This window comes from uncultured Thiodictyon sp., assembly GCF_903946935.1.
In the GTDB taxonomy this organism is placed as follows: domain Bacteria; phylum Pseudomonadota; class Gammaproteobacteria; order Chromatiales; family Chromatiaceae; genus Thiodictyon.
Window position 1 is genome coordinate 1 of the sequence record NZ_CAJAXH010000097.1, and the last position, 5,985, is coordinate 5,985.

The 5,985-nt window shown below is 64.8% G+C and carries 8 protein-coding genes; 6 read left to right on the forward strand and 2 right to left on the reverse strand.

All coding sequences use genetic code 11. From position 1 onward, the window contains the following. The 4 genes from dinB to QZX93_RS08865 all read left to right on the forward strand — a co-directional run. Positions 1 to 953 (forward strand): DNA polymerase IV (dinB, locus tag QZX93_RS08850; protein ID WP_295394518.1); only part of this gene is annotated, 953 nt, incomplete at its 5' end. Between the two features lie 36 nt (positions 954 to 989). Next, positions 990 to 1,226, forward strand: coding sequence for a hypothetical protein (locus QZX93_RS08855; protein ID WP_295390162.1), 237 nt, complete (start codon positions 990 to 992; stop codon positions 1,224 to 1,226). A gap of 128 nt (positions 1,227 to 1,354) precedes the next feature. Next, a complete protein-coding gene (locus QZX93_RS08860) occupies positions 1,355 to 1,699 on the forward strand; it encodes an integration host factor subunit alpha (RefSeq protein WP_295390163.1) in 345 nt (114 codons plus the stop codon). Between the two features lie 190 nt (positions 1,700 to 1,889). After that, positions 1,890 to 2,141 (forward strand): hypothetical protein, encoded by a 252-nt coding sequence (locus tag QZX93_RS08865; protein WP_295390165.1) that lies wholly within the window; start codon positions 1,890 to 1,892, stop codon positions 2,139 to 2,141. On the opposite strand, the gene QZX93_RS08870 is transcribed toward QZX93_RS08865, so the two are convergent. Together QZX93_RS08870 and QZX93_RS08875 are read right to left on the reverse strand one after the other, a co-directional pair. Then, positions 2,142 to 2,348 (reverse strand): hypothetical protein, encoded by a 207-nt coding sequence (locus QZX93_RS08870; protein ID WP_295390167.1) that lies wholly within the window; start codon positions 2,346 to 2,348, stop codon positions 2,142 to 2,144. A gap of 750 nt (positions 2,349 to 3,098) precedes the next feature. Then, the gene (locus QZX93_RS08875) at positions 3,099 to 3,269 is read right to left on the reverse strand and encodes a hypothetical protein (RefSeq protein WP_295390169.1); all 171 of its coding nucleotides are present in this window, start codon (positions 3,267 to 3,269) and stop codon (positions 3,099 to 3,101) included. Between the two features lie 454 nt (positions 3,270 to 3,723). Here QZX93_RS08875 and QZX93_RS08880 point away from each other — a divergent pair, with 454 nt between their 5' ends. Together QZX93_RS08880 and QZX93_RS08885 are read left to right on the forward strand one after the other, a co-directional pair. Further along, positions 3,724 to 5,094: a hypothetical protein gene (locus QZX93_RS08880; RefSeq protein WP_295390172.1), complete on the forward strand. Its 1,371-nt coding sequence runs from the start codon at positions 3,724 to 3,726 to the stop codon at positions 5,092 to 5,094. 117 nt (positions 5,095 to 5,211) lie between these two features. Further along, positions 5,212 to 5,613, forward strand: a complete 402-nt coding sequence (locus QZX93_RS08885; RefSeq protein ID WP_295390174.1) for a hypothetical protein — start codon at positions 5,212 to 5,214, stop codon at positions 5,611 to 5,613. Positions 5,614 to 5,985: the final 372 nt, after the last annotated feature.

Consider the following 5,985-nt stretch of genomic DNA (forward strand, 5'->3'; position numbering starts at 1 on the left):
CGCGCTGGATCATGCACCTGGACATGGACGCCTTCTATGCCGCGGTGGAGCAGCGCGACAACCCAGCCCTGAGGGGGTTGCCGGTGGTGGTCGGCGCCCAGCCCGGCGGGCGCGGGGTGGTGGCCACCTGCTCCTACGAGGCGCGGCGCTTCGGCATCCACTCGGCCATGCCCATCAACGAGGCCCACCACCGCGGTCCGGACGCGGTCTATCTGCGCCCGCGCATGGCGCATTACCTGGAGGTCGCCCGCGAGATTCGCGCGGTCATGGCCACCTGTACCCCGGTGGTGGAACCGATCTCCATCGACGAGGCCTTTCTCGATGTGAGCGGGCTCGGGCACCTGATCGGCCCCCCGGAGACCATCGGCGCGCAGATCAAGGCGGCGATCCGCACCGCGGTCGGCCTGACCGCCTCGGTCGGGATCGCCCCCAACCGGCTGGTGGCCAAGATCGCCTCGGACTTCGGCAAACCGGACGGACTGGTCGTGGTGCCCCCGGAACAGGTCTGTGATTTTCTTGGCGGGCAGCCGGTCGGCATCCTGCGCGGGGTCGGCAGCCGGACCCTGCCAATCCTCACGCGGTTGGGGCTGCGCACCGTCGCAGACCTGCGCGGGTTGTCGCTCACGCAGCTTCAGGCCCATCTGGGGTTGCGGGCCGCCACCAACCTTTACCAGCAGGCGCGGGGCATCGCCTCCGACCGGGTCGGCGAGCGCACCGCCCGCCAGTCACTCTCCAAGGAGACCACCTTCGGCGTCGACGTGACCGATCCCGGCGTGCTGCGCGACACCCTGCGCGCGCTGGCAGCCGAGGTCGCCGCCGCGGCCCGGCAGGAGACCATCGCAGGGCGCACCGTGACGCTGAAGATCCGCTTCTGCGGCTTCGATACCCACGCCCGGCAACGGCGGCTGCCGCGGCACAGCGACGACGCTCGCACCCTGTTCGCCGCCGCCTGATCGCTGTTCGAGGCCGGCCACTGGCAGGGCAAGCCCGTGCGCCTGATCGGCCTGGGGATCGCCGATCTGGGGACCCCGGAGCCGGTCCAGCCGGACCTCTTCGACGACGCGGCCGAGCGCCCCGCGGACAGCGAGCGGGAGCGGCGCCTCACGGTCGCGGTCGACCGTATCCACGCCCGCTTTGGTGCTGGCGCCCTGCACCGGGGGCTGTCCGTCACGGACCCGGTGGACGCGGCCCACTGCCTGAGCGAAACACCGGCGGGCCAGAAATAACCCCTTGTCAAGATTGATTTTGCAGGCGTCTTCTCAGACACTTGCCGGCCATGCAGCGGCTTGGATCGCGGGACCTGTGTGCCTCGCGCTTTGAGTCTATTTCTGCGCACGATGATGGGAGTGAGAGGATGGCCTTGACCAAAGCCGACATGGCAGAGCACCTGTTCGAGGAGCTTGGGCTCAACAAGCGTGAGGCCAAAGACCTCGTCGACAGCTTTTTCGAGGAAATCCGCAAGACCCTGGAGCGCGGCGAAGAGGTCAAGTTGTCCGGATTCGGCAACTTCGAACTGCGCGAGAAGAAGGAGCGCCCGGGGCGCAACCCGAAGACCGGGATCGAGGTCCAGATCACCGCCCGCCGGGTCGTGACGTTCCGGCCGGGGCAGAAGCTCAAGGCGCGGATGGAGGCCATTGGCGGGCATGCGCTGACTGGGGCCCCAGGTGCTGCGTCCAGCGAAGGCCCCACCGTTGTCTGAAAACGCGATGCCTGGGGTTTCTCAGGCGTAATGGAACAGAACGCCCGGTGCGGTCTGTCCACCGTCTCGTTTGCGGTCAGATCGATCAGTTGACCCAACCGGTTACCCGCCGGGCGCTTGATGTTGGACCCTCTGTTCCCGCCGCTTCCTGCTTTTCTAGTGCCTACACCGTCACCAGGAGACCACAGTCATGTCACCAGGGGCCATCTGGACGTCCCACGGCTTTGACCGCTTCGGCACGGTGGCTCGGCAGTTGCTCAACCCGATCGTATCGCGGGCGAACGTCCGGCTTATCACTGGTAAGGACGGCGTGCAGGGAATCGATTATCTGGCGCAGATCCGCAGGGTTGCTATGATAGCTCGCTCGATTTTGCATGGATCTCATCCTCTTTGGATCACCGCAGAAGTCGGGAAAATCGTACGCTCAACCGACGCGCCCTGATCAAATACCACGATAGAGCTGCGACGCGTTATCGTTGAAGGCGCTGACGATCATCTCGGTGGCCATCATGGCTTCGATACTGGCGCTGAATACGGCCTGGGGACGCACGCCCTTGACACACCGGGTACTGACGGGAGTTGCCATCGCCGAGGTGCGGGGCTTCGAGGCGGCACGCCAGTCACGGTCATCGATTGGGTAGGTATGCATTGTCTGATCCTCCGAGCACTATGGTTTGCCATCAGGCCGCGTTTCATGCGACCTTGGGACACAGCGTAACGCAGGCCGGTTAGACAGGACCTGAGCGCGCCCGTCAGCAAATAGTCAGAATAGTATTTTGTGGTTCAAACAGCAGGCCAGGAGTACCCGGTGCTCTATCGGATCAGGCTCCGGGTTCAGCCTGCGGCGGCCTCAAAGCAAAGGTAGCCATAGGCAATCCAGCAACGCGGTCGCCACCACCGTCAGCACGGCAGCGAGGATGATCAGGTCTTGCATCCAGATCGAAGCGCGTGGGAGGTTCATGAGAGGTACCTTTTTAGACCCAACAGTCGCGTTGCCAGGGGAGCAATCTTGAATCAACTGGATGCCCACAGAACGGACGAAAAAAGGACCCGGGCCGGCTGGGGGGCCGGTGTTCCCGGATATAAAAGCTGAGTACTTTGAGAACCGTGATAGTGACGCAGATGACTGCGACCTTGGGCACAGGGTAAGGCAAGCCCGGTAGACACGACCTGAACGGCACTGTCAGCCGATGGTCAGATGGGGATGTCGCGGTCCAGGCGGGGCCTACCTGTAGCAGGCCACAAGACTCCGCGGCTCGACCCACAAACATCGCAGACGGACGCCAGGAACTGGCCGGAGTCGGGGCGCTGACGCAGGCAAAGTGGGGGGAACTTTGCCCGAGTGAAGGCGCCGACTCCGGGCGCAGTGGGGGAACTGGCCGAGTTTCGGCAGGGACGATCAAATACCGCGGTAGAGCTGTGACGCGTTATCGTTGAAGGCGTTGGCGATCATTTCGGCGACCGCCAGGTCTTGCGCGATGCTGTCGCGTGAGACCGGCTTGGACGGCCGCGCGGTCCGGGATTGCGGGGCGGTACGTGAGTCGCGGGAGTGGATCGGGTAGGTGTACATGGCTGATCTCCTGAACGCTGTCTTGGCGTGATCAGGGCGCGGTTGATCGCGACCTTGGGTACAGCGTAAGGCAGCGCGGTTAGACAAACCCTGAGCGGGGCTGTCAGCGAACGGTCAGATGGGGATGTGGCGGTGTAGGTAGGGCCTGCGAGGCATTGGAGCCGCCCGGCTCGGCGAGTTCGACCCCCGGGCGTTCTGGTTTAGAGGGTGGCCAGTGGGGGGCCATGCTCATCGGCTACGGGTCAGATCAGGATACGTGCAAAACTAACCCTCGGCCTTCTGCGTTTTGTAGTCGCCAGTAAAAGCGCGTTCAGACTCGCATCTATTTTTCTTGACCTACAGCGGTGCCAAGACTAAGGTAGAGGGCAAGTTGGCAGGCAGGGCAACTTAAGGGGCGGGAATGCGCCAAGGCTGGCGCATACCGTTGAAGCTAAGCATCTAAGGCGCAAAGGCATTGAAGGCAGACTGGATCGCAGCGGACCAAGTCGTACTGGCCGATGATTGGCGGCCTGACTACCAGCTTTCCCGCGCCGCGTGGCTCGGCCGCCACGCCGGCGAGTGGGCGCCCCTGGGGCGCCTCGGGGGCTGCCTGGACGGCTGGCGGGTCAGCAGCAACCCAGCCGCGAGCGGCTACGACCCGCGCATCGAGTGCGCGCCCGTCTACCGTCTGCGCCACATCGAGCCCATGGAACTGCGCACGCAGGCCGAGCACTGGCTGCCGCCGCTCTTGGCGGAGGAGCCCTTCTGCGTCCAGCCCATGGACGTGATCCTGCGCCGGGTCGGCAGCGTCGCTGCGGCCCTGGTCAGCGAACTGCACCGCCGCCACCCGGTGGACGCCAACCTCGGCATCATTCGCGGACTGGCACCCGACCAGGCCCTCTGGACCGCCTACTGCCTGAATCAGCCGCACTACCGGGATTATCTGGAGACCTCGGGCAGCATCACCGAACTGGTCCGCGTGGGCCTGCGCCACATCGCCGGAATGCCCATCGCGCCCAAGCCCGCTGGGATGAATGCCCTGGCACAGGATTACTTCGAGGCACTGAATCGCGACAGTCAGAGCTTCGAGCAGCTGTTCCGGCTGCGCCGTGAGCTGAGTGATTGGCTCGCCGAGCGCCTGCCGGACACGGCAGCCTTTATGAGCGGATCGCTCGCGACCCGCCGCTGGGCCCGGTTCGCACCCGAAGACCTGAGCGACCAACTCAACATGGCCGTCGCCGAGCAGCACCAAATGGTGCGTACCCTTCAAGAGACGGGCCTCGCCGCACCCCTGGGCTCACTGGCACAGATCGCCCCGCGCGAACCGCGGGAGGCCAACCCGGAGACCTGCCGGGCGCTGCGCATCAGCGACCTGGACCAGCAGTTCGGCATCGCCCCGCGCCTCGCCGGCCGCCCCGAGCTGGCCTGGCGCACCCAGGTCCGCCCGCTGGCGCAATTCGACGTGCTGCTCTCCACCTTCGCCGCCGATCCGAAGGTCGCCTTTGTGGCGGAGCCGGTCACCGAATGCATCCTGCCGAGCGAGCAGCTCATTACCCTGTGCTTCCATCGCTTTCAGGGCGCCTTCGCCCTCCTGATGGAGTCCGCGCTGGTGCGGGCGCAATGGGTGCGCCTGGCGACCGGCAGCGTCCAGCGCTTCGTCCAGCCCGCCGCGGTGGACCAGTTGGTCTTGCCGGTCCCGGACCAGGGGCTTGCCGAGCGCTGGCACGCCAGCCTGGTGGACCTCATGGCGAAGCGGCGCGCGGCGCGGCACCGGATGGATGCCTTGCTCGCCGAGGTCGGCCGGCTCTATGACGCCATTCACCCGGCGATCGAGGCACGGACATGACAAGGTTGGTGCAAGAAGATTCACCACAAAGGCACAAAGGACACAAAGAAGAAGAAACCTTTGTGTCCTTTGTGCCTTTGTGGTGAATTCTTAGAAGTGAGACGATGAGGGTTTGCTATGGCGGACACCTTGATGGAATTGCAGACGGTCCGCAAGGATCTCGCGGCCACCGCGCGGACGCTGGACGAGGTCTGCCAGGACCGGTCACTGCTCTGGCAGCGGTTGGGCTGGGACCGGCATCAGGTGCGGCTCTGGCTACGCAGCCTGCCGGACATGGATATGCAGGACGGGGAGGCTGACGATCCGCGCTACCGGATCGGCCCCGGCGCTCCACAGGCCGATGACCTGGGCGAGACCATCGCCCGGGTGATGGCGGCCCTGGGTGGGGCGGTTCCTCTGGCACAGTTGCGCACCAAGCTCCCGCCGGGGCTGGTGGTGACGGACCCCATGATCCGCGCCGCGGTGCAGGCCCACCCGGGGCTCGCCCTGACCGGCCCCCTGGTCCGGTTGGTACGCTGAGCCCGATTCACCACAGAGAACACGTAGAATGCGGCAGGAAGAGGTTCACCACAAAGGCACAAAGGACACGGAGAAGAATGACTTTGTGTCCTTTGTGCCTTTGTGGTGAATCTTCTCTTCAGGACTTAGAGGACGCGACTGGTGCGGCAGGAAGAGGCTCACCACAAAGGCACAAAGGCGCCGCGGTGCAGGCTCACCCGGGGCTCGCCCTGACCGGCCCCTTGGTCCGGCTGGTACGCTGAGCCCGATTCACCACAGAGAACACGTAGAATGCGGCAGGAAGAGGTTCACCACAAAGGCACAAAGGACACGGAGAAGAATGACTTTGTGCTCTTTGTGTCTTTGTGGTGAATCTTCTCTTCAGGACTTAGA

What these genes read in the sequence shown, in the direction of transcription:
- QZX93_RS08860 (WP_295390163.1), top strand. Translation starts at nt 1,355, where the DNA reads ATGGCCTTGACCAAAGCCGACATGGCAGAGCACCTGTTCGAGGAGCTT.
- QZX93_RS08865 (WP_295390165.1), top strand. Translation starts at nt 1,890, where the DNA reads ATGTCACCAGGGGCCATCTGGACGTCCCACGGCTTTGACCGCTTCGGC.
- QZX93_RS08870 (WP_295390167.1), bottom strand. Translation starts at nt 2,348, where the DNA reads ATGCATACCTACCCAATCGATGACCGTGACTGGCGTGCCGCCTCGAAG.
- QZX93_RS08875 (WP_295390169.1), bottom strand. Translation starts at nt 3,269, where the DNA reads ATGTACACCTACCCGATCCACTCCCGCGACTCACGTACCGCCCCGCAA.
- QZX93_RS08885 (WP_295390174.1), top strand. Translation starts at nt 5,212, where the DNA reads ATGGCGGACACCTTGATGGAATTGCAGACGGTCCGCAAGGATCTCGCG.